Annotated in this window: 22 protein-coding genes, 2 tRNA genes and 1 rRNA gene; 8 read left to right on the forward strand and 17 right to left on the reverse strand. The window is 59.0% G+C overall.

The genetic code is table 11. The features are described 5' to 3' along the window. Positions 1 to 198 precede the first annotated feature (198 nt). The 12 genes from PSH76_RS25415 to mrcB form a co-directional block, all read right to left on the reverse strand. A tRNA-Ala gene (locus tag PSH76_RS25415) sits at positions 199 to 274 on the reverse strand. A 30-nt stretch (positions 275 to 304) separates the two neighbouring features. Next, positions 305 to 381 (reverse strand) — tRNA-Ile (locus tag PSH76_RS25420). Between the two features lie 80 nt (positions 382 to 461). Next, positions 462 to 1,997 (reverse strand): 16S ribosomal RNA (locus PSH76_RS25425). A 488-nt stretch (positions 1,998 to 2,485) separates the two neighbouring features. Then, positions 2,486 to 3,106: a protein-methionine-sulfoxide reductase heme-binding subunit MsrQ gene (gene msrQ, locus PSH76_RS25430; RefSeq protein ID WP_056785095.1), complete on the reverse strand. Its 621-nt coding sequence runs from the start codon at positions 3,104 to 3,106 to the stop codon at positions 2,486 to 2,488. Beyond that, entirely contained in the window at positions 3,106 to 4,119 is a 1,014-nt protein-coding gene (gene msrP, locus PSH76_RS25435; protein ID WP_032895301.1) for a protein-methionine-sulfoxide reductase catalytic subunit MsrP, read from the reverse strand. The genes msrQ and msrP overlap by 1 nt, the downstream gene beginning before the upstream one ends. 63 nt (positions 4,120 to 4,182) lie before the next feature. Further along, positions 4,183 to 5,040 (reverse strand): CDP-diacylglycerol--serine O-phosphatidyltransferase, encoded by an 858-nt coding sequence (pssA, locus tag PSH76_RS25440; RefSeq protein ID WP_032895300.1) that lies wholly within the window; start codon positions 5,038 to 5,040, stop codon positions 4,183 to 4,185. 145 nt (positions 5,041 to 5,185) lie between these two features. Next, on the reverse strand, positions 5,186 to 6,202 hold the full coding sequence (ilvC, locus tag PSH76_RS25445; protein ID WP_003194132.1) for a ketol-acid reductoisomerase: 1,017 nt from the start codon (positions 6,200 to 6,202) through the stop codon (positions 5,186 to 5,188). Positions 6,203 to 6,248: 46 nt separating this feature from the next. Further along, complete coding sequence (gene ilvN / locus PSH76_RS25450) at positions 6,249 to 6,740, reverse strand: acetolactate synthase small subunit (protein ID WP_003176102.1); 492 nt, start codon at positions 6,738 to 6,740, stop codon at positions 6,249 to 6,251. Positions 6,741 to 6,742: 2 nt separating this feature from the next. Continuing rightward, positions 6,743 to 8,467, reverse strand: a complete 1,725-nt coding sequence (locus PSH76_RS25455; RefSeq protein WP_003194133.1) for an acetolactate synthase 3 large subunit — start codon at positions 8,465 to 8,467, stop codon at positions 6,743 to 6,745. 431 nt (positions 8,468 to 8,898) lie between these two features. After that, complete coding sequence (locus tag PSH76_RS25460; protein ID WP_098950361.1) at positions 8,899 to 9,228, reverse strand: YqcC family protein; 330 nt, start codon at positions 9,226 to 9,228, stop codon at positions 8,899 to 8,901. Then, positions 9,228 to 9,962, reverse strand: coding sequence for a M48 family metallopeptidase (locus tag PSH76_RS25465; protein ID WP_069558114.1), 735 nt, complete (start codon positions 9,960 to 9,962; stop codon positions 9,228 to 9,230). The genes PSH76_RS25460 and PSH76_RS25465 overlap by 1 nt, the downstream gene beginning before the upstream one ends. Before the next feature lie 16 nt (positions 9,963 to 9,978). Continuing rightward, a complete protein-coding gene (gene mrcB, locus PSH76_RS25470; protein WP_032895297.1) occupies positions 9,979 to 12,303 on the reverse strand; it encodes a penicillin-binding protein 1B in 2,325 nt (774 codons plus the stop codon). Between the two features lie 118 nt (positions 12,304 to 12,421). On the opposite strand from mrcB, the gene PSH76_RS25475 reads away from it, so the two are divergent. The 3 genes from PSH76_RS25475 (at position 12,422) to PSH76_RS25485 (ending at position 14,891) form a co-directional block, all read left to right on the forward strand. Continuing rightward, positions 12,422 to 13,978, forward strand: a complete 1,557-nt coding sequence (locus PSH76_RS25475) for a bifunctional aminoglycoside phosphotransferase/ATP-binding protein (protein WP_305493098.1) — start codon at positions 12,422 to 12,424, stop codon at positions 13,976 to 13,978. A gap of 92 nt (positions 13,979 to 14,070) precedes the next feature. Then, positions 14,071 to 14,415, forward strand: coding sequence for a pentapeptide repeat-containing protein (locus PSH76_RS25480; protein WP_138761966.1), 345 nt, complete (start codon positions 14,071 to 14,073; stop codon positions 14,413 to 14,415). Between the two features lie 203 nt (positions 14,416 to 14,618). Beyond that, the gene (locus PSH76_RS25485) at positions 14,619 to 14,891 is read left to right on the forward strand and encodes a TfoX/Sxy family protein (protein WP_044268551.1); all 273 of its coding nucleotides are present in this window, start codon (positions 14,619 to 14,621) and stop codon (positions 14,889 to 14,891) included. A gap of 243 nt (positions 14,892 to 15,134) precedes the next feature. On the opposite strand, the gene PSH76_RS25490 is transcribed toward PSH76_RS25485, so the two are convergent. Genes PSH76_RS25490 through PSH76_RS25500 form a run of 3 tightly spaced genes read right to left on the reverse strand, consistent with a single transcriptional unit; the run spans position 15,135 to position 17,814 of the window. Further along, complete coding sequence (locus PSH76_RS25490; protein ID WP_047711787.1) at positions 15,135 to 15,902, reverse strand: heme ABC transporter ATP-binding protein; 768 nt, start codon at positions 15,900 to 15,902, stop codon at positions 15,135 to 15,137. Then, complete coding sequence (locus tag PSH76_RS25495) at positions 15,902 to 16,939, reverse strand: iron ABC transporter permease (RefSeq protein WP_032895292.1); 1,038 nt, start codon at positions 16,937 to 16,939, stop codon at positions 15,902 to 15,904. The genes PSH76_RS25490 and PSH76_RS25495 overlap by 1 nt, the downstream gene beginning before the upstream one ends. Further along, a complete protein-coding gene (locus PSH76_RS25500; RefSeq protein WP_305493099.1) occupies positions 16,936 to 17,814 on the reverse strand; it encodes a hemin ABC transporter substrate-binding protein in 879 nt (292 codons plus the stop codon). Before PSH76_RS25500 ends, PSH76_RS25495 begins: the two co-directional genes overlap by 4 nt. Before the next feature lie 156 nt (positions 17,815 to 17,970). Here PSH76_RS25500 and PSH76_RS25505 point away from each other — a divergent pair, with 156 nt between their 5' ends. Continuing rightward, complete coding sequence (locus tag PSH76_RS25505; RefSeq protein WP_032895290.1) at positions 17,971 to 18,288, forward strand: Rieske (2Fe-2S) protein; 318 nt, start codon at positions 17,971 to 17,973, stop codon at positions 18,286 to 18,288. Here the strand turns inward: PSH76_RS25505 and sfsA are convergent. Further along, positions 18,285 to 18,998, reverse strand: a complete 714-nt coding sequence (gene sfsA, locus PSH76_RS25510; RefSeq protein ID WP_305493100.1) for a DNA/RNA nuclease SfsA — start codon at positions 18,996 to 18,998, stop codon at positions 18,285 to 18,287. The genes PSH76_RS25505 and sfsA overlap by 4 nt on opposite strands. Further along, the gene (locus PSH76_RS25515; RefSeq protein ID WP_305493101.1) at positions 18,998 to 20,170 is read right to left on the reverse strand and encodes a pyridoxal phosphate-dependent aminotransferase; all 1,173 of its coding nucleotides are present in this window, start codon (positions 20,168 to 20,170) and stop codon (positions 18,998 to 19,000) included. The genes sfsA and PSH76_RS25515 overlap by 1 nt, the downstream gene beginning before the upstream one ends. A 320-nt stretch (positions 20,171 to 20,490) precedes the next feature. Between PSH76_RS25515 and dksA the strand changes: the two genes are divergently transcribed. The 4 genes from dksA to PSH76_RS25535 all read left to right on the forward strand — a co-directional run bounded on the left by dksA (position 20,491) and on the right by PSH76_RS25535 (position 25,082). Beyond that, positions 20,491 to 20,934 carry an RNA polymerase-binding protein DksA gene (gene dksA / locus PSH76_RS25520; RefSeq protein ID WP_003194150.1) on the forward strand — a complete coding sequence of 148 codons (444 nt, stop codon included), beginning with the start codon at positions 20,491 to 20,493 and terminating at the stop codon, positions 20,932 to 20,934. Between the two features lie 83 nt (positions 20,935 to 21,017). Further along, positions 21,018 to 21,905 carry a tRNA glutamyl-Q(34) synthetase GluQRS gene (gene gluQRS, locus PSH76_RS25525; RefSeq protein ID WP_098950357.1) on the forward strand — a complete coding sequence of 296 codons (888 nt, stop codon included), beginning with the start codon at positions 21,018 to 21,020 and terminating at the stop codon, positions 21,903 to 21,905. A 62-nt stretch (positions 21,906 to 21,967) separates the two neighbouring features. Next, the gene (locus PSH76_RS25530; RefSeq protein WP_003176118.1) at positions 21,968 to 22,144 is read left to right on the forward strand and encodes a hypothetical protein; all 177 of its coding nucleotides are present in this window, start codon (positions 21,968 to 21,970) and stop codon (positions 22,142 to 22,144) included. Then, positions 22,128 to 25,082 (forward strand): sensor histidine kinase, encoded by a 2,955-nt coding sequence (locus PSH76_RS25535; protein ID WP_162259478.1) that lies wholly within the window; start codon positions 22,128 to 22,130, stop codon positions 25,080 to 25,082. The genes PSH76_RS25530 and PSH76_RS25535 overlap by 17 nt, the downstream gene beginning before the upstream one ends. Positions 25,083 to 25,095 lie beyond the last annotated feature (13 nt).

The raw sequence follows: 25,095 nt of genomic DNA on the forward strand, positions 1-25,095 counted from the left end.
AATTCGAATTTCTCAATTAAGAGAACTCACAAATTTTACCTTAGCCTGATCCGTTACCAGTGAAAGTAACGTTCAGTCTATCTTTCTATCACATACCCAAATTTTTAAAGAACGAACTAGTCAAAGACTAGAAATCAACATTCACCATCACAACGATGGAATGCTCATTTCTAAGCTTTATACAAACAGAAGCAGTAGTGGTGGAGCCAAACGGGATCGAACCGTTGACCTCCTGCGTGCAAGGCAGGCGCTCTCCCAGCTGAGCTATGGCCCCGTATTTCTACAGGCGTTTCCCACACAAAATTGGTGGGTCTGGGCAGATTCGAACTGCCGACCTCACCCTTATCAGGGGTGCGCTCTAACCAACTGAGCTACAGACCCAATTTCGGGCTGCTTCTTTTCGTCATCTTCAATGAATCAAGCAATTCGTGGGAACTTATGGAGCAGCTGATGTCGTCGATTAAGGAGGTGATCCAGCCGCAGGTTCCCCTACGGCTACCTTGTTACGACTTCACCCCAGTCATGAATCACACCGTGGTAACCGTCCTCCCGAAGGTTAGACTAGCTACTTCTGGTGCAACCCACTCCCATGGTGTGACGGGCGGTGTGTACAAGGCCCGGGAACGTATTCACCGCGACATTCTGATTCGCGATTACTAGCGATTCCGACTTCACGCAGTCGAGTTGCAGACTGCGATCCGGACTACGATCGGTTTTATGGGATTAGCTCCACCTCGCGGCTTGGCAACCCTCTGTACCGACCATTGTAGCACGTGTGTAGCCCAGGCCGTAAGGGCCATGATGACTTGACGTCATCCCCACCTTCCTCCGGTTTGTCACCGGCAGTCTCCTTAGAGTGCCCACCATACGTGCTGGTAACTAAGGACAAGGGTTGCGCTCGTTACGGGACTTAACCCAACATCTCACGACACGAGCTGACGACAGCCATGCAGCACCTGTCTCAATGCTCCCGAAGGCACCAATCTATCTCTAGAAAGTTCATTGGATGTCAAGGCCTGGTAAGGTTCTTCGCGTTGCTTCGAATTAAACCACATGCTCCACCGCTTGTGCGGGCCCCCGTCAATTCATTTGAGTTTTAACCTTGCGGCCGTACTCCCCAGGCGGTCAACTTAATGCGTTAGCTGCGCCACTAAAAGCTCAAGGCTTCCAACGGCTAGTTGACATCGTTTACGGCGTGGACTACCAGGGTATCTAATCCTGTTTGCTCCCCACGCTTTCGCACCTCAGTGTCAGTATTAGTCCAGGTGGTCGCCTTCGCCACTGGTGTTCCTTCCTATATCTACGCATTTCACCGCTACACAGGAAATTCCACCACCCTCTACCATACTCTAGTCAGTCAGTTTTGAATGCAGTTCCCAGGTTGAGCCCGGGGATTTCACATCCAACTTAACAAACCACCTACGCGCGCTTTACGCCCAGTAATTCCGATTAACGCTTGCACCCTCTGTATTACCGCGGCTGCTGGCACAGAGTTAGCCGGTGCTTATTCTGTCGGTAACGTCAAAATTGCAGAGTATTAATCTACAACCCTTCCTCCCAACTTAAAGTGCTTTACAATCCGAAGACCTTCTTCACACACGCGGCATGGCTGGATCAGGCTTTCGCCCATTGTCCAATATTCCCCACTGCTGCCTCCCGTAGGAGTCTGGACCGTGTCTCAGTTCCAGTGTGACTGATCATCCTCTCAGACCAGTTACGGATCGTCGCCTTGGTGAGCCATTACCTCACCAACTAGCTAATCCGACCTAGGCTCATCTGATAGCGCAAGGCCCGAAGGTCCCCTGCTTTCTCCCGTAGGACGTATGCGGTATTAGCGTCCGTTTCCGAACGTTATCCCCCACTACCAGGCAGATTCCTAGGCATTACTCACCCGTCCGCCGCTCTCAAGAGAAGCAAGCTTCTCTCTACCGCTCGACTTGCATGTGTTAGGCCTGCCGCCAGCGTTCAATCTGAGCCATGATCAAACTCTTCAGTTCAAACATCTTTGGGTTTTTAAGAAACCCTAAACTTGGCTCAGCAATCGTTGGTTACATCTTTGATTTCTCGCGGAGTAACTTGTGATGCTGATAATCTTGTTGACTATCAGTCTAACTCCACAAGCACCCACACGAATTGCTTGATTCAGTTGTTAAAGAGCGGTTGGTTAAGATCTTTCGTCTCAACCGAGGCGCGCATTCTACAGCAGCCTCATTTGCTGTCAAGTGGTTATTTTCAGAAGTTTTCGAAGAATTCTTCAACAACTTCAACCACTTGCGCTTGCGATCTCTCGTAAGCGGGAGGCGAATTCTACAGCGTTACACGCTGCTGTCAACACCTCTTTTTCAACTTCCTTTTGGCTTCGATGAACTGAAGCAACTTGCTGTCGAGAACTACGTAACTCATTGATTACCAAGGAGTTTTCCGTTTCGACTGCGCCGGAAGTGGGGCGAATTATAGGCTTCCAGAATCTGCCGTCAAGGCTTAATTACGCTTTTGTTGCAGAAGGCGGTTTTTTAGCAATAAGGCGAGGGATCCGGCGCATTACTGGGGGCACCCGCAGCAATAGAAGCAGCGCACCTATAGAAGCGTAGATAGCCCACTCCTTCAGATCCGCTCGCACTATCCATAACATGTGCAGCAAACCGAGCCCAAGAATCACATAGACCAAGCGGTGCAGCTTCTTCCAGCGGCTCCCCAACCGGCGCTGACTGTAGCGGTTCGACGTGACGGCCAGCATCAGGAGAGCAACAAACCCCAGCGCACCCACAATGATGTAGGGCCGCTTGCTCAACTCTACGCCGAGCTGCGACCAATCCAGCCCCAGGACAAACACGCAATAGGCCGCCAGGTGCAGCACGACATAAGCAAAGCACCACAACCCCAACTGTCGACGCACCGCTATCCACCCCGCCCAACCGCTCAACTTCTGCAGCGGCGTCATGGCAAGCGTGATCAGCAATAGAATCAACGTGCCCAAACCCAGGCGATCAACCAGCACCTTGCCAGGGTCAGGCCCTAGCGCAGAACTCCACGCCTCATACAACCAGAGCAATGGCCACACTGCGGCGGCTACAAACACGCCGATGCGCCAGATGGGATAGCGCATCAGTAGTTCTTCCGCAGATCGAGACCGGTATATAAAGAAGCGACCTCATCTGAATAGCCATTGAACATCTGCGTCTCGCGCACATTCGGACTAAACAGGCCGCTCGGCAGACGGCGCTCACGCGCCTGGGTCCAGCGTGGATGATCGACCGTAGGGTTCACATTCGCATAAAACCCATACTCATCAGCCGCAATACTCTGCCAGGTGGTTTTCGGCTGCTCACTGACCAGACTGATCCGCACGATGGACTTCACACTCTTGAAGCCATACTTCCACGGCACCACCAGGCGCAACGGCGCGCCGTTCTGGTTAGGCAACTCCCGCCCATACATACCCACAGCAAGGATCGCCAGCGGATTCATCGCCTCATCCAGGCGCAGCCCTTCTACATAAGGCCAGTCGATCAAGCCGAAACTTGAGCGTTGCCCAGGCATGCTCTTGGGATCCTGAAGGGTTTCAAAACGGATGTACTTGGCTTTAGAGGTAGGCTCGACCTGCTTGAGCAACGCCGAGATGGGAAAGCCTATCCACGGAATCACCATGGACCATGCCTCGACACAGCGCAGACGGTAGATGCGCTCTTCCAGCTCATAGGGTTTCATGAAGTCCTCCAGGGCATAGCGCCCAGGCTTTGCGACTTCACCATCTATCACCACGCTCCAGGGCTGCGTCTTGAGCGAGCCCGCATTCGTCGCCGGGTCGCCCTTGCCTGTCCCGAACTCATAGAAGTTGTTGTAGTGGGTGGCGTCCTTGAAAGGCGTGATGGCCTCATCTTTGACCGTCACCGCCTGCCATTTCGTACCCGGTAGTTTTTCCGTAAACCAGTTGGGTGCGCTGCCGGGCTCGACGTCGGCATACCGCGAAGCATCACCCGCACTGGCCCAACGCGGCAAGCTGCTGGCGGCAATACCGGCAAGCGCGCCGCCGAGCAGGCTACGGCGAGAGAGGTAGAAGGATTCAGGCGTGACATCCGATTCGTGACAATCGGACGCTTTGGGTAATTTGATTAACATGGTAACTCCGCAGCGTTGGAGAACTGATGCACCAATAGACTGCGGAGTATGGGGGAAATTACATTAAGGCAATGTTTTGTCCCGACGCAGACGCAACAAGTATTGAATCGGGCCCGAAGCGGCATAGGCCAGGAACGCCAGCAGCAAAATACGCGGCGGATCACTGAACACCACCGCAAACACCAGCACCACCACAAGGATGGCCACGAAAGGCACGCGCCCCTTGAGGTCGAACTCCTTGAAGCTGTTGTACTTGATGTTGCTGACCATCAGCATGCCGGCCGCCGCCACCATCAGGGCAACCAGGAACGACATCTTCGACCCCTGAATCCCGTAGTCGCTGAACGCCCAGACAATCCCCGCGACAACACCCGCCGCTGCCGGGCTGGCAAGGCCGATGAAGTAGCGTTTGTCGGCAGTCCCCACCTGGGTGTTGAAGCGTGCCAGGCGCAAAGCGGCGCCCGCGACATAGATGAAGGCAACCATCCAGCCGACCTTGCCCATGTCACCCAACGCCCAGGCAAACGCCAGCAGTGCGGGAGCGACACCAAAGGCAACCATGTCCGACAGCGAGTCGTACTCGGCGCCGAAGGCACTTTGGGTATTGGTCATACGCGCCACACGCCCGTCCAGGCCGTCGAGCACCATGGCCACGAAGATTGCGATCGCGGCAAAACCGAAGTATTTGCTGGCACTCGCCGCATCACCCGCCGCCAGCGCACTCTGGGCACTCATGGAGTTGATGATGGAGTAGAAGCCGGCAAACAGATTCGCCGTGGTGAACAGGTTAGGCAGCAGATAGATGCCACGATGCCGGACCTTGCGGCCTTCGGCGTCATGCCCTTCTTCGACATGTTCATCGATCGGCAGCATGCTTTCGGCGTCGGAAGCCTGGTTTGGCTCTTCGGGACGTTCGCTCATGGACTTTACCTTGCAACGGTGTGAAAAAAATTCGACAGATACTTGCAGCGAGTGTTCGCCTGCAAACGATGCAGCTTTATACCAGAACCGGCCCTCCAAACGAAAAAACGCGGCCTAAGCCGCGTTTTCCCTTGATGCGTTCGACTTAGTTCTTGGCTTTGTCGACGATCTTGTTGGCACCGATCCACGGCATCATGGAGCGCAGTTGCTCGCCGATGACTTCGATACCGTGAGCGGCGTTGTTACGGCGCTTGGCGGTCATCGAAGGGTAGCCGGTAGCGCCTTCGCTGATGAACATTTTGGCGTATTCGCCGTCCTGAATACGTTTCAGGGCGTTGCGCATGGCCTGGCGGGACTCGGCGTTGATTACTTCAGGGCCAGTCACGTACTCGCCGTATTCGGCGTTGTTGGAGATCGAGTAGTTCATGTTGGCGATGCCGCCTTCGTACATGAGGTCAACGATCAGCTTCAGTTCGTGCAGGCATTCGAAGTAGGCCATTTCCGGCGCGTAGCCAGCTTCAACCAGGGTTTCGAAACCAGCTTTTACCAGCTCAACGGTACCACCGCACAGAACGGCTTGTTCGCCGAACAGGTCGGTTTCGGTCTCGTCCTTGAAAGTGGTTTCGATGATGCCGGTACGACCGCCACCTACGCCAGCAGCGTAGGACAGTGCAACGTTCTTGGCATTGCCCGACGCGTCCTGGTAGATCGCGATCAGGTCAGGGATACCGCCGCCTTTGACGAACTCGGAACGCACGGTGTGGCCCGGTGCTTTCGGCGCGATCATGATCACGTCGAGGTCAGCGCGTGGCACAACCTGGTTGTAGTGAATCGCGAAGCCGTGGGAGAAGGCCAGGGTGGCGCCCTTCTTGATGTTCGGCTCGATTTCGTTCTTGTACAGCGAGGACTGGAACTCGTCCGGGGTCAGGATCATGACCAGGTCGGCAGCCGCAACAGCAGAAGCAACGTCAGTCACTTTCAGGCCATGAGCTTCAGCCTTGGCAACAGTGGCCGAGCCTTTACGCAGGCCAACAGTCACGTCAACGCCGGAATCTTTCAGGTTGCACGCTTGGGCGTGGCCCTGGGAACCGTAGCCGATGATGGCGACTTTCTTGCCCTGGATGATCGACAGGTCACAATCTTTATCGTAATAAACTTTCATGAGGTTCCTCTATATATCCAGGCCGTAAGGCCATTCGCTAATTGGGTTAGATGCTGAGTACTTTGTCGCCACGGGCAATCCCGGTGACACCACTGCGTACGGTTTCCAGAATCGAGGCCGTCCCGATCGACTGGATGAAGCTGTCCAGTTTGTCGCTGGTACCGGTCAGTTGAACGGTATAAACGCTGGCGCTCACATCGACGATCTGCCCGCGATAAATATCGGTAGTGCGTTTGATCTCGGCACGTTGGGCACCCGTGGCCTTGACCTTGACCAGCATCAGTTCGCGCTCGATGTGAGCGCTTTCCGACAAGTCGACCAGCTTGACCACTTCGATCAGCTTGTTGAGGTTCTTGGTGATCTGCTCGATCACCTCATCGTGGCCCACGGTGGTCAACGTCAGGCGCGACAGGGTCGGGTCTTCGGTTGGGGCCACGGTCAGGCTTTCGATGTTGTAGTTGCGTTGCGAAAACAGGCCGACAACACGAGACAGAGCGCCGGGTTCGTTCTCCAGAAGCAGGGAGATAATATGCCGCATGATTAAGTACGCTCCGTCTTGTTCAGCCACATGTCGCGCATAGAGCCGTCTTTGATCTGCATCGGGTAGACGTGCTCGCTGGTATCCACCTGAATATCGATGAACACCAGGCGGTCCTTCATGGCGAACGCCTCTTCCATTTTCGGCTTCAGATCTTTCAGATCGTTGATACGAATGCCGACGTGGCCATAGGCTTCAACCAATTTGACGAAGTCTGGCAACGATTCCATGTAGGAATGGGAGTGACGGCTGCCGTAGCTCATGTCCTGCCACTGACGAACCATGCCCAGTACGCCGTTGTTCAAGCAGACGATCTTCACCGGAAGGCCGTACTGCAGGCACGTCGACAGTTCCTGGATGTTCATCTGGATGCTGCCTTCGCCCGTCACACAGGCAACGTCGGCATCCGGGAAGCTCAGCTTCACACCCATGGCCGCAGGGAAACCAAAGCCCATCGTGCCCAGGCCACCGGAGTTGATCCAGCGGTTAGGCTTGTCGAACTTGTAGTACTGCGCCGCGAACATCTGGTGCTGGCCTACGTCGGAGGTCACAAAGGCGTCGCCCTTGGTCACTTCGCACAGGGTTTCGATCACGGTTTGCGGCTTGATGATGCTGCCGTCGCCCTTGTCATAAGGGAACAGGCCGCGATCACCGCGCCATTCGTCGATCTGCTTCCACCAGCTGGCAACGGATTCCTTGTTCGGCGTTTCGCCGATGTCCTTGAGTGCAGCGACCATTTCGGTCAGTACGCTCTCTACAGGACCCACGATTGGCACATCGGCCTTGATGGTCTTGGAGATGGACGCCGGGTCGATGTCGATGTGGATGATCTTGGCATTCGGGCAGAACTTGCTCGCACCGTTGATCACCCGGTCATCGAACCGTGCGCCCACGGCCAGGATCACATCGGCGTGGTGCATGGTGAGGTTGGCGGTGTAGCTGCCGTGCATACCGAGCATGCCGACGAACTGACGGTCCGAACCCGGGAATGCGCCGAGGCCCATCAGGGTGTTGGTCACCGGCAGGTTGAGCAACTTGGCCAGTTCGGTCAACGGAGCGGAACCGCCGCCCAGAATCACGCCACCGCCGGAGTACAGCACCGGGCGCTTGGCCGCCAGGAGCATTTCTGCTGCCTTGCGGATTTGCCCCGAGTGCCCACGCACGGCCGGGCTGTAGGAACGCAGCTTGGCTTTTTTCGGGAAGACGTATTCGAACTTCTCGGCCGGGTTGGTCATGTCTTTCGGGATATCGACCACCACCGGGCCCGGGCGACCGGACTGAGCGAGGTAGAACGCCTTTTTCATGACATCCGGGATTTCCGAAGGATGCTTGATCATGAAGCTGTGTTTCACGATCGGCCGGGAAATACCGATCATGTCGGTTTCCTGGAATGCATCGGTACCGACCATGGTGCTAGGCACCTGGCCAGAGATGATTACCATCGGAATGGAGTCCATATAGGCAGTCGCGATGCCGGTAATGGCATTGGTTGCGCCTGGGCCAGACGTTACCAGTACCACGCCGGCTTTACCGGTGGCACGGGCGTAACCGTCAGCCATATGGGTCGCGGCCTGTTCGTGGCGAACCAGGATGTGGGTAACAGCCGGTTCCTTGAACAGTGCGTCGTAGACATGCAGCAGAGCACCACCTGGGTACCCGTAGATATAGTCGACGCCTTCGTCACGCAAAAAGCGGACGAGCATCTCACCGCCAGATAAAAGCTCCACGTTGTTCACCTCTAAAACGCCAGAATACCGTCCGTTAAAAACCGACGGGTCTTAATAGGTTTACTTCTCAACAGAGCATGAGCGACGGTGGTCGCCGACTACGTCAGCACTGACTGAGCAAGTATTGGGATCGTCCCAAGTATTGCGGGCTTTTCCCACCCAGCGCGAGGTAACGCGTTGCGGGTGTTACAGGTCGGCGCGGATGTGCGCCTCATGATCTGCTGAGCGGGCCTGCTTCTGGCAGTCCCGATACAGCGGACTTTGGATTCTTCTGTTTCACGCCCTTCAAGTCAAGCAATAATTGCGCTTTTTTCCAACTAAGCGCATGAGAACGTAGAAGAAAGGGCTTTGAGGAGGGATAAAACTCGCCTGAATGTCGTCAAGCGGTAGAAATGTGCGCAAGACTGCCGGAAAAACCGGCAGTCAGGCAATTAACGAGCGTCGACGATCAATTGATCGAACTTTTTCAGCGCGTTACGCAAGCCGAGGCTCTCCCGCGGTCGGTCGGCGTAGACCATCTCGGCCATTTCCAGGATCCCTGACGCACTCGGCAAGGGCAGGTCCTGTTCAAGGATCTGCTTCATACGTGAGAGGAAGATCCATTGCAGCCACTGGTGGAAGTCTAGGGTATCGACGGAAAAGGGCTCGGCACTGCTGAGGGCTTCAACACTGGGGGAGACTTCATCCCACCAGCCCTGCACGCGCAGTTCGCGCTCGATCAGCAATAACTGCTCGGCAATCGCGGGGAAACGTGCATCCATCAGAGGCTGACCTTGGCTTTTTGCCGCGCCTGGGCTGCACCGGCTGCATCCCCTTGGGCGGCACGTGCATCACCGATCAAGGCCCACAGGCTGGCTTGCAGGTCTGGACGGCCATTGGCCAGGCTCAGGCCGCGACGAGCGAACTGCTCCGCCTGGGGCGCATCGCCCTGGGCCATGCGCACCTGGGCCAGGCGATAGAGCACTTGCGGCTCACGCGGCGCCACGCGCTGGGCACGTTCAAGGCTCGACGAGGCGCCATTCAAATCGCCACCCGCCTGCTGCTGCTGAGCGGTGGTGAGCAACGCCAGCACCGGGCCATCGAGTTGTTCGTCTGCCGACAACCCGCCCGTATTGGACGATGACGGAATACCGCTCGGCGTCGAAGGCATGTTGTAGGTGCCTTGGTTGACCGGCGCGGTTTGAATCGGCGTGGAGTTCACCGGCCCGGAAGTGCTCGGGCCAGGGGTCCATGGCTCGGCACTGATAGGCGCCGAGGTTGCAGCCCCACTGCCGGGCACCATCACCACGACGCCGGAATCCTGGGGAATTGCCTGGGTTGCAGCTTGGGCAGGCCGTTTGACCACGGTCTGACGGAAGCCGCCATTGGCCGAAATGCGGTCGTTATTGGAGACGGACGTGCTTGAGTCCACCACAGGGATAGAGCCGCGCTGCACGCTGGAGCAACCGCCGAGCAAAGCCAGAGCCGTAATTGCTGGAATCCACAACTTGTTCACTTGAAACCCTCTTTGCTTAATTCATCCAGCCCTTGACCCAATCCATCACCGAATCCGCGTCAGCAGGGGCACTGCCACCGCACGCAGGGCCGGGTGGTGGTTCGCTGCCGCGAATATACGGCATCTGCACCGCGCCCGGACAGTTGGCATCGGAGCCTTGGCCGGTGTGCGGATCAATCCAGGCCTGCACGATATTGTCCGGCTGCGGCATGTTGAGCGGCAACGGGTCAGCCTTGCGCATGAAACTGGTCCATACCTGCAACGCGCCGGTCGCACCGGTGAACGGCGTCTTGCCGTTATCGTCGCGCCCCAGCCACACCACGGCCAGTACATCCTGGCCGAACCCTGCGAACCAGCTGTCGCGGGAGTCGTTACTGGTACCGGTCTTGCCCGCCAGGGTCAGGTTCGACGGCAGCACGCTGTAGACCGAACGCCCCGTACCCTCACGCATCACGCGCTGCATGGCGTTCTGGATCAGGTAAATGGAGCCCGCATCGAAGCGCTGCTGAATCTGGAACGGGTAGCGCTTGAGCGGCTCGCCATCGGCGGTCAGCACACTGCGAATACCGCGCATCGGCGTATTGAAGCCACCATTGGCCAGGGTCTGGTACATGGTGGTCACTTCCATCGGCGTCATGGCCGCAGCGCCCAAAAGCATGGATGGGAATGCAGGGAACTCACGCTCCACCCCCAGTCGCGCTATGGTTTTCAGGACATTTGGCACACCGACCTCAAGCCCCAGGCGCGAGGTCGAGATGTTGTAGGAATGCGCCAACCCTTGATACAGGAACACCGTGCCATGGGAGCGGCGGTCGAAGTTCTTGGGGGTCCACACCTGGCCATCCGCACCTTTGACCGACAGCGGGTCATCGGACAGCCAACTGGTTAGCGTGTACTTGCTGGGTTTTTCCAGTGCTGTGAGGTAGACCGCGGGCTTGACCAGCGAGCCAATCGGCCGCACGGCATCCAGTGCGCGGTTGAAACCGGCGAAACTGGCCTGGCGGCTGCCGATCATGGCCTGGACTTCGCCGGTTTCCGGGTTGGTCACGACCATGGCTGCTTCGACTTCATCCGAACCTTTACGGCCGGTCAGGCGCTTGAAGGTGTCGTTGACCGACGCTTCGGCCTTCATCTGCAGGATGGGGTCGAAGCTGGTGAAGATCCGCAGGCCCTCTTCGGTCAAGTCTTCGTCGCGGTAGTCTTCACGCAACTGGCGCTTGACCAGGTCGATAAAGCCGGGGAATGAGCTATCCGCCAGCTTGCCGCGGGTGGTCACACCCAGTGGCATTTTCTTCGCAGCGGCCACCTGTTCAGCGGTGGCGACGCCCTGCTGTTCCAGCACATCGAGCACCAGGTTGCGACGTTCAAGCGCACGCTCCGGGTTGCGGCGCGGGTTGTAATAGGACGGCCCCTTCACCATCCCCACCAGCAACGCGACCTGATGCAACTTCAACTCGGACAACGGCTGCCCGAAGAAGAACTGGCTGGCCAGGCCGAAACCGTGCACGGCGCGCTGGCCATCCTGCCCGACGAATACCTCGTTGAGGTAGGCCTCGAGGATTTCCTGCTTGCTGTAATGCAGCTCCAGCAACATCGCCATCATGGCTTCGGTGAGTTTACGGGTGAGGCTGCGTTCGTTGGTCAGGTAGAAGTTCTTGACCAATTGTTGCGTCAACGTACTGCCGCCCTGGGTCATCTTGCCGCCGGAGGTGTTGACCCAGATAGCGCGGGCGATCGACTTCGGCGAGACACCCCAGTGGCTATAGAAATCGCGGTCTTCGACAGCGACCAGGGTTTCCAGCAGGTACGGCGGCACCTGATCGAGCTTGATCAGGATGCGATCTTCAAGGTTTTTCGGGTAAATACCGCCGATCAGCAACGGTTCAAGACGCACCACCGGCAGCTTGGAGCCATTGAGCGACGACAGCTCAGCCACATAGTCGCCAGAGAAACGCACGCGCACCGGCTGGGCTTTTTCCAGGCCTTCGTAGAACTGGAAACCACGGGTGTTCAGGTCGACGGTATTACCGCTGACCGCCGCAGCGCCGGGGCCATTGCTCACAGGTTCGCGGCGGTAGCCCAGCGCGTCGAGTTCGGTGAGGAAGTCTTCCTTGCTGAGCTTCTGGCCAGAGAACAGTTCCAGCGGGCGTGCATACACCTTGGCCGGAATGGTCCAGCGCTTGCCGGAGAATTTTTCCTGCACCACGGCATCGAGGTACACCGCAAGGCCGGCGACTGCCACAAGGCCCACCAGGCCAAGCTTGATCACCCAGCCCAGCCAAGGGCGCGGGCCGCGGGAAGGAGGTTTTTTACGGGAACGGGGAGATCGGGTTCGAGTCATGGCGGCGGATTATACGCACTTTATTGATGATCAACATGAGCCGGACAGCGGTTTGCACGACTGGCATCAGCAGCCATAATGCCCCCCATGATTTTCCCCAGACTTTGAAGGATCGCCCGTGAGCCAGACCCTGATCGCTGCCCTGCAAAACCCGGCCTTGTACCCTCATCCGGTTGACGCGTTTCAAGTCATCGAGACCCATATTTCCTGGGTGATACTGACGGGCCCCTATGCATATAAGCTGAAGAAACCGATGAACTTCGGCTTCCTGGACTTCACCAATATGGACGACCGCGGGCATTTCTGCCGCGAGGAACTGCGCCTCAACCAGCGCCTGACCGAAGATTTGTATCTTGAAGTGTTGCCGATTACCGGCACTGCCGAGGCGCCGCAACTGGGTGGCGACGGCCCGGCCATCGAGTACGCGCTGAAAATGCGTCAGTTCCCGCAAAGCCAGATGCTCAGCACGCTGCAAGCCAACGGCGAACTGACCAGTGCGCACATCGATGAGATGGCCAAGCAGATTGCCCAGTTCCACCTCAGCGCCCCCCAAGTTTCGCAAGATCACCCGGCCGGCACGCCGCAGGAAGTAATGGCGCCGGTACGCCAGAACTTTGACCAGATCCGCCCGTTCCTCAGCGACAAGGCCGACCTGACGCAACTGGAGGCTCTGCAAGCCTGGGCCGAAAGCAGCTTCGAACGCCTCAAGCCTCTGCTTTCCCAGCGCAAGCTAGAGGGCTATACCCGTGAATGCCACGGCGATATCCACCTGGGCAACGCCACCCTGATCGATGGCCGCGTGGTGATCTTCGACTGCATCGAGTTCAACGAGCCTTTCCGCTTTACCGACGTGTACGCCGACACCGCCTTTTTGGCCATGGACCTGGAAGATCGCGGCCTCAAATGCCTGGCACGGCGTTTTATCAGCCAGTATCTGGAACTGACCGGTGACTACCAGGGCCTGGAACTGCTGAACTTCTATAAAGCCTACCGTGCGCTGGTGCGCGCCAAGGTTGCGCTGTTCAGCATGCCGAGCGAAGCCAACCCGGTACAACGCGCTACCACCCTGCGCCAATACCGCAACTACGCCAACCTGGCGGAAAGCTACAGCACCATTCCCTCGCGCTTCCTGGCAATTACCCACGGTGTGTCAGCCGTGGGCAAGAGCCACGTGGCCATGCGCCTGGTCGAAGCCCTGGGCGCGGTACGCCTGCGTTCGGATGTAGAGCGCAAGCGCCTGTTTGGCGAACAGCAGGTAGAGAACACCCTGCAGGCCGGCATCTACAATCAGGATGCCAGCGCTGCCACCTACGCACGCCTGAATGAGATTGCCGAGACTGTGCTGCGCGCCGGCTACCCGGTGGTGCTGGATGCCACGTTCCTGAAACGCGCACAGCGTGACGCCGCCGCTCAGGTTGCCGAAGCCACTGGGGCGCCGTTCCTGATCCTGGACTGCAACGCCCCGCAAGCCGTTATCACCAGTTGGTTGGCACAACGCCAGGCGGATAAAAACGATCCTTCCGACGCCACGCTGGCCGTTATCGAAGAGCAACAAGCCAGTCGTGACCCGCTGACCGCCGAGGAGTTGTTGTTGAGCAAGCGTGTGGAGACCAATGAAAGCGGGACGCTCGACGCCTTGGTCGGGCATATCCGCCAGCGCCTGCCGGGCCTGTAAGAAATATTTCTTGGTCGCGTCGCCGTCTTCGGCGCGCGACCTCGCGATAGTGGCACTATACTGGCTCCATAACGCCAGCCAGAGTCGCGATCATGAGTCAGCCCAAGCTTCTTGATACCCCGCTCTACGCCCTCCTGCACAAGGACGACATTCGCGGTTTCAACCAGGAACGTCCTGAAGGCGGCACCATCGATATGCGCGGTGGTGACTTTCGCGGGCTGGACCTGCGCGACCTGAACGCCACCGGTATTGACTTCACCGACGCCTATTTTCGCTCTGCCGACCTGCGCGGCCTGGACTTGCGTGGCTGCTCACTGGAAGGCGCCAGCCTGGCCCATGCGCAGATTTCGGGTGCTTATTTCCCGCCAGAACTCACGGCTGACGAAATACTCATGTCGGTCAATTTCGGTACTCGCCTGCGCTACCGCACCAAGTAACCCCACACACCGCGTGCTGACCACATCCCCGCCTGGCGGGCGCTTTGCGCCTGCCTGCGAGCGAGCGCCGTCGCGCCATTCTTATAAGCTTTTCAGCCCTTCCTGACCAAAGAACCACGCTTTTCCTACTGAGCGCTACACTCATTTTCAGGCTGCCTGGTCACGACACCCACCGCACCATTCAGCCAACGCAAGGAGGCTTGATGAACGATGAGCTGCAACACCTGAAAAACCTTGGCAAGACGTCAGCGCAGTGGCTGCATGCGGTGGGCATCCACAGCGCGTCCGACTTGCGTCGGCTGGGGGCGGTCGATGCCTACCGAGCCGTGCGCACGCGCGGGTTTCGAGCCTCGAAGGTTCTGCTGTATGCGATTGAAGGGGCATTGATGGATGTGCACTGGAACGACATACCCGCGGAGCGCAAGGAGGCCTTGAACCGTCAGTTGGAAGCGATTTCAGTGCATCAGAAGAACTAGAGCGGCACTCAAACCCAATGTTTACGGGCATTACAAACGAGCGTTTGAGAAAACTGGATGAGGCAGAAAAACAAATATTGACTCTCAAATGATAATCGTTATGATTATCACAACTGGTCGCGAGATCAGCCGATAACTGAAAGACCATTGGTTCGGACTCTCAGATTATCTCCTCATCAGGCTAATCACGGTTATTTGACCCGGCTCTTGCCGGGTCTTTTTTTGCCCGTGAATTAACCGGCCTCAGCGCGCAATGATCAGCGGATGCCCACGCTCCGGATGCGGCTGAACCAGCACATCCAGACCAAATACAGCCTTGAGCGGCTCAGGTTGCAGGACTTTGGAGGGCGTATCCAACGCGTGGGGGCGGCCGTTTTCCAGCAATAGAATCCGGTCGCAGTAACGCGCTGCCAGGTTCAAGTCATGCAGGATGACCAGCACCGCAGCGCCTCTGTCGGCGAAATGTCGGATAGCTTGCAAGGTGGTGTGTTGGTGCAGAGGGTCGAGCATCGACGTGGGTTCATCCAGCAACAATGTCTGCCCCGCTTCACCCGGCCATAACTGTGCCAATACCCGCGCCAGGTGCACACGTTGCCGCTCGCCGCCGGACAACGCCAGGTAACTGCGGCCACTCAGGTGGCCCACATCCGCCGCTTGCAGGGCCGCGCTGATGATTTCGTCGTCGCGCACTCGCCCGGTCTGATGAGGCAAGCGACCCATGCCCACCACCTCTTCGACACGAAAAGCAAAATCCAGGGTGGAAGATTGTGGCAGCACCGCCAGGCGCTGGGCACGCTGCGCGCCGGTCATGTGCTTGAGCGCCTGCTGATCCAGCCAGACCTTGCCCTGATCCGGCTGCAACTCCCCGCACAGCGCCCCAAGCAAGGTACTTTTGCCGGCGCCATTGGGGCCCAGAACGCCCAGCACTTCGCCTGGCAATAGGTCCAAGGTGATATCGGCCAGCACGGTTTTCCCACCGCGCCGGATCTGCAACGCTTCTACCCGCAACATCAGGCGCGCCCTCGTAATAATAAATAGAGGAAAAACGGCGCACCGATAAACGCAGTGACAATACCAATCGGCAGTTCCGCCGGCGCCAACGCCAGGCGCGCCACCAGGTCTGCAAACAACAGCAAACTGGCGCCAGCCAACACCGAGGCCGGTAACAACACCCGATGATCCGGCCCCGCCAGCAACCGCACCAGATGGGGTACCACCAACCCGACAAAACCAATCATGCCCGCCGCCGCCACTGCAGCGCCAACACCTAAAGCCGTACAGAACACCAGCTCACGCTTGAGCCTTTCAACATCAATACCCAGATGATTGGCCTCAGACTCACCCAACAGCAGCGCGTTCAGCGCCTTGGCCCGGCGCGGCAACCACAGCGCCACGCCCGCACTCACCAGCAGCAAGGGCCACAACCGCGAGTAGTTTGCGCCATTGAGGCTGCCCAGGTTCCAGAACGTCAGCGTGCGCAAGGTGGCGTCGTCAGCCAAATAGGTAAAGAGCCCCACCGCAGAACCGGCCAGGGCCGTCAGCGCGATACCGGCAAGCAACATCGTCGCGACATTGGTCTGGCCATTGCGACGCCCCAGCCGATAGACCAGCGCCGTGACGCCCAAGCCACCAAGGAATGCACACAGCGACAACAGGTATGGCCCGAAGGCATCCGGCAGCCCGCCAAAGAACGAGCCACCGACAATCGCCACCGCCGCTCCCAGCGCGGCACCGCTGGACACACCGACCAAGCCAGGGTCGGCCAGCGGGTTGCGGAACAACCCCTGCATCGCCACACCCGACAATGCCAGCACACCGCCGACCGCCAGCCCCAACAGGGTACGCGGCAGGCGAATCTGCCCCAGGATCAACTCTGCCTGCTCCAACCCCTGGGCCTCTATCGGAACGCCCATCAGTTTTAGCGCAGCCCTGAGCGTGTCCACTAACGGCAGGCTGACCGGCCCCAGTGCCAATGAAAGCCAGATCGCCAATACACACAGCAGCGACAGCCCGATAAACAGCGTTTTTGGCTTAACCAGAGTGGTCATGGCGCAGGCTTAGGCTGGGACGGATAAAAACCGGCAGACAGTTTCTCCAGGCTTTGCGGCAATCGAGGCCCCAGGCCGCCTACCAGCAAGGTCGGATCCAGCTCAAAGACGCGGCCGCTCTTGGCTGCCGGCGTAGAGGCAAGGATCGGATTTTCCTTGAACAAGGCGGCACGCGCCGCGTCCCCGCTCAGGGCGCGATCGGCAAACACCAGCACCTCAGGGCTCAAACCCGCCAGCGATTCCACCGAAAACGGTTTATAGCCCACATGCGTGGCGAGATTACGCCCCCCAGCCTGCTGCAACATCCAATCAGCGGCCGTGTCCTTGCCCGCGATCAGCGGCTTGCCACCGGCATGACCGAGCAGCAACAGCACGCGTGGAGCCTTTTGCGTAGCCTGGGCCTTGGCCACCCAGTTTTTCTGCTGTGCCAGCGCCTGTTCATACCCGGCAAACAAGGCATCAGCCTTAGCCTCACTGCCGAGCAGTTTCCCCAGGTGTTCAAGGTTGCTTTTGAGCGTGGGCAAATCCGGCTGGGCCGAGAACATATCCACCTGCACCCCGGCGTTGCGAATCTGTGCCAGCACCGGCGGCGGCCCCATTTCCTCCGTACCCACAAGGATTTTCGGGCGCAGGCTGAGAATGCCTTCGGCCGACAACTGCCGCTGGTAACCAATGCTCGGCAAGGCCTTGAGCGACGCCGGATGCTGACTGGTGGTGTCCACCCCCACCAACTTCGACTCACCGCCCAGGGCCGTCACCCATTCCGACAGCGCGCCGCCGGCACTGACCCAGCGTTGCGGCAGTTCGGAGGCATGCACCCCAGGGTTGACCAGCAGTGAGGCAACAAGCGCAATAGCGCTGGTACTCAGGCGCATAACAGGGTTTCCTTCCTAGGGCAGGGCCACTCAAGCACTCATTGATGTGACAGATAACCGCTGCCAGGCATCGTATTGAGCACCCAATCAGCTGACGGGCGAAGCAGGCATTTGATAATTGTTTGCATTTGCACGTCAAGGCACTTAAGGATTGAAATGAAGTTTCTCTGCGCCTCAAGTGACCTCGCCCCCAACAGCAGCCGCGGTTTTGATATCGATGGCCACAGGCTGTTGGCGGTGCGCCGGGACGGCATTGCGTACTTCTATCTCAACCGCTGCCCCCATCGCGGCATCCCGCTGGAATGGCAGCCAGATCGCTTCCTCGATGAAAGCGCCAGCCTGATCCAATGCGCCACCCATGGCGCGCTGTTCCTGATTGAAAGCGGCGAGTGCATCGCCGGACCTTGCGCAGGCCAAAGCCTCACCACCCTGCCCGGCCGCGAAGACGAACAGGGATTGTGGGTCGATCTCTAGTCGCCCAGCAGCACCTTCAGCCGACGTTCGACGTAAATCTCCTGCGGCGTGACCCTTACGCCATAGGCCAACACCTCTACACCGGCAGCCTTGGCCTCACGTAGCGCTGCCGCATAACCGGCGTCGATTTCCACCGCCGGGCGCACCGCGTCGATCCCCGACAGGTTCACGCAATACAACTGCACGGCCCGTATACCGTCGCGCGCCAGGTGCGCCAGCTCACGCAAGTGCTTGGCACCGCGCTGGGTCACCGCATCGGGGAAAGCCGCCACCGAGCTGCCATCAAAGCCCAAGGTGACGCTTTTAACCTCGACAAACGCAGCGCCCTGGGGGTAATCCAGGCGAAAGTCGATGCGGCTTTTCTCCTGGCCATAAGGCACCTCACGCTTCAACGCAGTAAAGCCGTTGAGCTCAGTGATCACACCCGCCAGCAAGGCTTCTTCCACCAACTGATTGGCACGCGCGGTGTTGACACACGCCAGCCGGCCCTGAGGCGTTTCGGCAACCTCCCAGGTGCCCGGCAACTTGCGCTTGGGGTCCGTAGAACGGCTGAACCAGACCTGGCCACCTTCGACCATGCAGTTGAGCATCGAGCCGGTGTTCGGGCAGTGAATGGTGAGCAACTCGCCGGTAACGGTTTCGATATCGGTGAGAAAGCGCTTGTAGCGGCGGATCAGCCGCCCTTCTTCAAGAGGAGGATTAAAACGCATCAGCCTTGCCAGCTCCGCAAACCACGGGCGATCCGCTCCACCGCTTCTTGCAGCCGATCGAGGTTTTGCGTGTAGGCAAAACGCACGTGATGGCCCGCCTGGTAGCGACCGAAATCCAACCCGGGCGTAAAGGCCACATGCTCGGTTTCGAGGAAATGCCGGCAAAACGCGAAGGCATCGCCGCCGAACGCGCTGATATCGGCATACAGATAGAAGGCGCCTTCGGGTTCCACCGCGATACCGAACCCAAGCTCACGCAGGGCCGGCAGCAGGAAGTCACGACGGCGGCCAAACTCGGCACGGCGCTGCTCCAGGATCTCCAGGGTTTGCGGGGTGAAACAGGCCAACGCGGCGTGCTGGGCCATGCTTGGCGCACTGATGTAGAGGTTCTGCGCCAATTTCTCCAGCTCACCCACCGCTTCAGGCGGCGCCACCAGCCAACCGAGGCGCCAGCCGGTCATGCCGAAATACTTCGAAAAACTATTCAGGACAAAGGCGTCGTCATCGACTTCCAGCACGCTGGCGGCGTCCGTGCCGTAGGTGAGGCCGTGATAAATCTCGTCGACCACCAGGTGCCCGTTACGCGCCTTGATGGCGCCCGACAGCCCAGCCAACTCGTCCCGGGTGAGGATCGTGCCGGTGGGGTTGGCGGGCGATGCCACCAGTGCGCCGACACTGTCCTGGTCCCAATGCCTGGCCACCAAGTCGGCGGTCAACTGGTAGCGTACGTCCGGGCCGACCGGCACCAACTGCGCAGCGCCCTCTACAAGGCGCAGGAAGTGTCGGTTACAGGGGTAGCCTGGGTCCGCCAGCAGCCAGTGTTTGCCCGGATCCACCAGCAAACTGCTGGCCAGCAGTAACGCACCGGAGCCACCGGGCGTGATCAGAATACGCTGCGGGTCGATGCTCAAACCGTAGCGTTGCTGGTAGAAACCACTGATGGCTTCGCGCAACTCGGGCAGGCCGCGGGCGGCGGTGTAGCGGGTTTTACCGTTTGCCAACGCGGCTTGGCCGGCCTGGATGATCGGCGCGGCGGTGGTGAAGTCCGGCTCGCCGATTTCCAGGTGGATCACGTCGTGACCGGCGGCCTGCAGCTCATTGGCACGCGCCAGTAACGCCATGACATGAAAAGGTTCGATGGCGCGACTGCGCGCACTGTAGGGCTGAGCCATTAGCCTTCCTTAGACGGTGAGGACAAAATCTGGATTCTACCGAACCCTCACGGTAAAACATGCTCTATTGCCTGATTGGGGCTGCAAGTGCACCCTGCGCGCGCTCGTAAAACAGCTAAAATCAACATTCGAGGCGATACATACCCAGTCATGGCGGGCTGCTACGGTTTGCAACCCCTTTGCCCTGGACCTCGACAACCGGGAGTAGCGCACCCTGAATCTATCTGGTAAGTTCGCCCGCTTGCAGCCGCAGGGCCGGCAGGTGTCGGTGACGTTGCAATCCTGCGCAATGGATTAGAAGAGTGAGAGGCGGTCTATTCATGTCCACCCAAGCAAAGCAACAGCAGACTCAAGGCCTCGGCGGCTTCGAACCCTATGTCGAAAAAAAGGGCGAGGAGTACATGGGCGAGCCCATGCGCGAGCACTTCACCAAGATCCTCAACAAGTGGAAACAGGACTTGATGCAGGAAGTCGACCGTACGGTTGACCATATGAAGGATGAAGCGGCCAACTTCCCTGACCCGGCCGATCGTGCCAGCCAGGAAGAAGAGTTCGCCCTCGAACTGCGCGCCCGCGACCGCGAGCGCAAGTTGATCAAGAAGATCGACAAGACCCTGCAACTGATCAAAGACGAAGAATACGGCTGGTGCGAATCCTGCGGCGTCGAAATCGGTATTCGTCGCCTGGAGGCCCGCCCAACCGCGGACCTGTGCGTAGACTGCAAGACCTTGGCTGAAATCAAGGAAAAACAGGTCGGCAAGTAACTTTGCCGAGTTGAACGAATGGAGCGTGCGAACGCTCCATTTTTGTTTCTGGCGTTTACCGGTTATGCAGTAGTATCCGGGCCATGACAGCCTCTACTTATATCGGGCGCTTCGCCCCCACGCCCAGCGGCCATTTGCACTTCGGTTCCCTGGTTGCCGCCCTCGCCTCCTACCTCGACGCACGCGCCCACCAGGGCCGTTGGTTGATGCGCATGGAAGACCTCGACCCTCCCCGTGAAGAGCCCGGCGCCCAGGCGGCGATTCTGCATGCGCTGGAAAGCTACGGCTTTGAATGGGATGGCGAACTGGTTCGCCAGAGCGAGCGGCATGATGCCTACGCCAAAGTGCTGAACGATATGTTCAACCACGGTCTGGCCTACGCCTGCACCTGCTCGCGCAAGCAGTTGGAGCCCTACAACGGGATTTACCCAGGCTTGTGCCGCAATGCCGGCCACGAACAGCAGGATGCCGCCATTCGCCTGCGCGTGCCCGAGTTGGAATACCACTTTACCGACCGTGTGCAGGGCGAGTTCCGCCAGCATCTGGGCCGTGATGCCGGCGACTTCATCATCCGTCGCCGCGACGGCCTCTACGCCTACCAACTGGCGGTGGTGCTCGACGACGCCTGGCAAGGTGTAACCGATATCGTACGCGGCGCCGACCTGCTCGACTCCACACCGCGCCAGCTTTACTTGCAAGAACTGCTCGGCCTGCGCCAGCCACGTTACTTGCATGTACCGCTGATCGTGCAGCCAGACGGCAACAAACTGGGCAAGTCCTACCGCTCCCCACCGTTGACAGCCGACCAGGCCACGCCTTTGCTGCTCAGAGCGCTGCGTGCCCTTGGCCAACAGCCCGACGCGCAGCTGCTGTACGCCAGCCCACGAGAACTGCTGGATTGGGGCATTGCGCACTGGGACGCCACGCGCATCCCGCGCACACTGACCCTGGCCGAAGCGCAATTGAGTTGAAGGCGCTTGCAGGTTGCCCATCATCCGTTAACATCGCGGCAGATTTTTAATCAGAGGCCAACATGTACATCTATCGTTTGGTCCTGCTGCTGGTCGTCGGGATCTACCTGTTCTCCCCCGCCATCATGGATTGGTGGATCGACGCCACGGGCGCCTGGTATCGCCCTTATCTGCTATGGCTGATCCTGATCGTCGTGACCTTCATCCTGCAGAGCCAAAAAGATGCCGATGAGCTTTAGTCTCACCCAGATGCTGCTGATCAGCGCCGCCTACCTGGCTGCGTTATTCGGCGTGGCCTGGATCAGTGAGCGCGGAATGATTCCGCGGGCGATCATTCGCCATCCGTTGACCTACACCTTGTCCCTGGGCGTATACGCCAGTGCCTGGGCGTTCTACGGCACGGTGGGGTTGGCCTATCAGTACGGCTACGGCTTTCTCTCCAGTTATCTTGGGGTGTCGGGCGCGTTCCTGCTGGCGCCGGTGCTGCTGTACCCGATCCTGAAAATCACCCGGACGTACCAGCTGTCTTCCCTGGCCGACCTGTTTGCCTTTCGCTTTCGCAGCACCTGGGCCGGCGCGCTGACCACCATCTTCATGTTGATCGGCGTGCTGCCGTTGCTGGCCCTGCAGATCCAGGCGGTGGCCGACTCCATCAGCATCCTGACCCGCGAGCCCGTGCAACATCGGGTTGCCCTGGCGTTCTGCGCGCTGATCACCTTGTTCACCATCTTCTTTGGGTCTCGCCATATCGCCACCCGCGAGAAACACCAAGGCCTGGTGTTTGCGATTGCCTTCGAGTCGGTCATCAAACTGATCGCCATCGGCGGCGTTGGCCTTTATGCGCTCTACGGCGTATTCGACGGGCCGCAACAGCTGGAGCTGTGGCTGCTGCAAAACCAGACCGCCCTCGCCGCCTTGCATACCCCCTTGCAGGAAGGCCCATGGCGTACGCTGCTGCTGGTGTTCTTCGCCTCGGCGATCGTGATGCCGCACATGTACCACATGACCTTCACCGAGAACCTCAACCCGCGCTCGCTGGTCAGCGCCAGCTGGGGCTTGCCGCTGTTCCTGCTGCTGATGAGCCTGGCGGTGCCGCTGATCCTGTGGGCCGGCCTGAAACTGGGGGCCACCACCAACCCTGAGTATTTCACCCTGGGCATCGGTATTGCTGCCAACAGCCCGGCCCTGGCACTGCTGGCCTATGTAGGCGGGTTGTCGGCCGCCAGCGGGTTGATCATCGTCACCACCCTGGCACTCTCGGGCATGGCGCTCAACCACTTGGTACTGCCGCTGTACCAGCCGCCGGCTGAAGGCAATATCTACCGCTGGTTGAAATGGACCCGACGCGCGCTGATCGTCGCGATCATCATGGCCGGCTACGCGTTTTATCTGCTGCTGGGCGCCGGGCAAGACCTGGCCAACCTCGGCATCGTCGCGTTTGTCGCCACCTTGCAGTTCCTGCCGGGCGTGTTGTCGGTGCTGTACTGGCCGACCGCCAATCGCCGTGGCTTTATTGCCGGGCTGCTGGCCGGGATCCTGGTGTGGACCGTGACCATGCTGCTACCGCTGGTCGGCAACCTGCAGGGCTTCTATATCCCGTTGCTGAACATGATTTACGTGCTGGACGACACCAGTTGGCACATGGCGGCCATCGCCTCGCTGGCCGCCAACGTACTGATGTTTACCCTGATCTCGCTGTTCACCAACGCCAGCGCCGAAGAAACCAGCGCCGCCGAAGCCTGCGCGGTGGATAACGTGCGCCGCCCGCAACGCCGCGAACTGCACGCAGCCTCGCCCCAGGAGTTCGCCACGCAACTGGCCAAGCCCCTGGGCGCCAAGGCCGCACAAAAGGAAGTCGAACAGGCACTGCGCGACCTCTATCTGCCGTTTGACGAGCGCCGGCCCTATGCCCTGCGCCGTCTGCGTGACCGTATCGAGGCCAACCTGTCCGGTTTGATGGGCCCCAGCGTGTCCCAGGACATGGTCGAAACCTTCCTGCCCTACAAGGCCGGTGGCGAAAACTACGTTACCGAAGACATCCACTTCATCGAGAGCCGGCTGGAGGATTACCACTCGCGCCTCACAGGTCTGGCGGCCGAACTCGACGCCCTGCGCCGCTACCACCGCCAAACCTTGCAGGAACTGCCGATGGGCGTCTGCTCCCTGGCCAAGGACCAGGAAATCCTGATGTGGAACAAGGCCATGGAAGAACTCACCGGCATCGCCGCCCAGCGGGTGGTGGGTTCGCGCCTCAATACCCTGGGCGATCCATGGAGAGAGCTGCTGCAAGGTTTTATTAACCTGCCGGACGAGCACTTGCACAAGCAACACTTGGCCCTCGACGGCCAAACCCGCTGGCTCAACTTGCACAAAGCTGCCATCGACGAACCCTTGGCGCCAGGCAACAGCGGCCTGGTGCTGCTGGTGGAAGACCTGACCGATACACAGATGCTCGAAGACAAGCTGGTGCACTCCGAACGCCTGGCCAGTATTGGCCGCCTGGCGGCCGGCGTGGCCCATGAAATCGGCAACCCGATTACCGGTATCGCCTGCCTGGCGCAAAACCTGCGCGAAGAGCGCGAAGAAGACGGGGAAATCACCGAAATCAGCGGGCAGATCCTCGAACAGACCAAGCGGGTTTCACGCATCGTTCAGTCGTTGATGAGCTTTGCCCACTCCGGCGCCCATCAGAATCAGGACGAAGCGGTGTGCCTGGCCGAAGTGGCGCAGGATGCCATTGGGCTGTTGGCCTTGAACCGGCGCAATTTCGAAGTACAGTTCTTTAACCTGTGCGATCCGGACCATTGGGTCGATGGCGACTCACAACGCCTGGCCCAGGTGCTGATCAACCTGCTGTCCAACGCCCGCGACGCGTCGCCGGCCGGCAGTGCTGTACGTGTCAAGAGCGAGGCTTTCGAGCACACGGTCGACCTGATCGTGGAAGACGAAGGCAGCGGCATTCCACAGAACATCATGGACCGATTGTTCGAACCCTTCTTCACCACCAAGGACCCCGGTGAAGGTACCGGTCTGGGCCTTGCACTGGTCTATTCCATCGTTGAAGAGCATTATGGACAAATCACCATCGACAGCCCGGCTGACACACAAAGCCAACGCGGCACCCGTATACGGGTGACCTTGCCGCGTCATGTCGAAGCGACGTCCGCTGTGAACTGAGACCGTCGAGAGA

The sequence above is a fragment of the Pseudomonas sp. FP215 genome (assembly GCF_030687795.1).
In the GTDB taxonomy this organism is placed as follows: Bacteria; Pseudomonadota; Gammaproteobacteria; order Pseudomonadales; family Pseudomonadaceae; genus Aquipseudomonas; species Aquipseudomonas salmasensis.

Bases quoted from the DNA above. Each gene is read 5' to 3' on its own strand.
- msrP (WP_032895301.1), bottom strand. From the start codon at position 4,119: ATGTTAATCAAATTACCCAAAGCGTCCGATTGTCACGAATCGGATGTC.
- sfsA (WP_305493100.1), bottom strand. From the start codon at position 18,998: ATGCGTTTTAATCCTCCTCTTGAAGAAGGGCGGCTGATCCGCCGCTAC.
- PSH76_RS25460 (WP_098950361.1), bottom strand. From the start codon at position 9,228: ATGGATGCACGTTTCCCCGCGATTGCCGAGCAGTTATTGCTGATCGAG.
- PSH76_RS25505 (WP_032895290.1), top strand. From the start codon at position 17,971: ATGAAGTTTCTCTGCGCCTCAAGTGACCTCGCCCCCAACAGCAGCCGC.
- PSH76_RS25490 (WP_047711787.1), bottom strand. From the start codon at position 15,902: ATGTTGCGGGTAGAAGCGTTGCAGATCCGGCGCGGTGGGAAAACCGTG.
- dksA (WP_003194150.1), top strand. From the start codon at position 20,491: ATGTCCACCCAAGCAAAGCAACAGCAGACTCAAGGCCTCGGCGGCTTC.
- ilvN (WP_003176102.1), bottom strand. From the start codon at position 6,740: ATGCGGCATATTATCTCCCTGCTTCTGGAGAACGAACCCGGCGCTCTG.
- gluQRS (WP_098950357.1), top strand. From the start codon at position 21,018: ATGACAGCCTCTACTTATATCGGGCGCTTCGCCCCCACGCCCAGCGGC.
- ilvC (WP_003194132.1), bottom strand. From the start codon at position 6,202: ATGAAAGTTTATTACGATAAAGATTGTGACCTGTCGATCATCCAGGGC.
- PSH76_RS25535 (WP_162259478.1), top strand. From the start codon at position 22,128: ATGCCGATGAGCTTTAGTCTCACCCAGATGCTGCTGATCAGCGCCGCC.
- PSH76_RS25485 (WP_044268551.1), top strand. From the start codon at position 14,619: ATGAACGATGAGCTGCAACACCTGAAAAACCTTGGCAAGACGTCAGCG.
- PSH76_RS25495 (WP_032895292.1), bottom strand. From the start codon at position 16,939: ATGACCACTCTGGTTAAGCCAAAAACGCTGTTTATCGGGCTGTCGCTG.
- PSH76_RS25515 (WP_305493101.1), bottom strand. From the start codon at position 20,170: ATGGCTCAGCCCTACAGTGCGCGCAGTCGCGCCATCGAACCTTTTCAT.
- mrcB (WP_032895297.1), bottom strand. From the start codon at position 12,303: ATGACTCGAACCCGATCTCCCCGTTCCCGTAAAAAACCTCCTTCCCGC.
- PSH76_RS25500 (WP_305493099.1), bottom strand. From the start codon at position 17,814: ATGCGCCTGAGTACCAGCGCTATTGCGCTTGTTGCCTCACTGCTGGTC.
- pssA (WP_032895300.1), bottom strand. From the start codon at position 5,040: ATGAGCGAACGTCCCGAAGAGCCAAACCAGGCTTCCGACGCCGAAAGC.
- PSH76_RS25530 (WP_003176118.1), top strand. From the start codon at position 21,968: ATGTACATCTATCGTTTGGTCCTGCTGCTGGTCGTCGGGATCTACCTG.
- msrQ (WP_056785095.1), bottom strand. From the start codon at position 3,106: ATGCGCTATCCCATCTGGCGCATCGGCGTGTTTGTAGCCGCCGCAGTG.
- PSH76_RS25480 (WP_138761966.1), top strand. From the start codon at position 14,071: ATGAGTCAGCCCAAGCTTCTTGATACCCCGCTCTACGCCCTCCTGCAC.